Here is a 434-nt window from a genome sequence, read left to right on the forward strand (position 1 = left end):
GGGATCAGGTGCAGGGTCGGGCCGTCCAGCAGCGGATAGGTGGGGTCATGGGTGACCCCGGCGTGCAGGGTCAACGTCTTGGCCCACTCGGTGACCAGATTCAGGCGTGTCCCCGGCACGTCCAGTGTGATCGTGGTGCCGAACCCACCGGGCGTCGAACCCTGCCAGAGATCGAGCCACCGCATGTGGGTCTGGTTCTCCCGATTGATCGTATGGACCATCTGGTTCGCTGCATGCGCGCCCTGCGCGACAGCCTTACCGGGGTTCATCGAATCCAGATCGGAGAAGCGCATCAGCAGGTACAGGTAAACGTCGTCTTCGCCCACTAAAACCACCTCAGCTTGAACGCTATGGCGTCGTAATGATTCCGGAACGCGATAAAATGATCGCATGCCTCGCATTCGTCGCACTCGTCAAGCGCATCCGTATAGGTG

The 434-nt window shown here is 60.4% G+C and carries 1 protein-coding gene; it reads right to left on the minus strand.

Going from position 1 to position 434, the window contains the following annotated elements:
- Positions 1-326, minus strand: a 326-nt coding sequence (locus D7Y13_RS43180) for a peptidyl-tRNA hydrolase (RefSeq protein WP_208734656.1), incomplete at its 3' end; no start/stop codon positions are given.
- Between the last annotated feature and the right edge of the window lie 108 nt (positions 327-434).

This window comes from Corallococcus praedator (assembly GCF_003612125.1).
In the GTDB taxonomy this organism is placed as follows: Bacteria; Myxococcota; Myxococcia; order Myxococcales; family Myxococcaceae; genus Corallococcus; species Corallococcus praedator.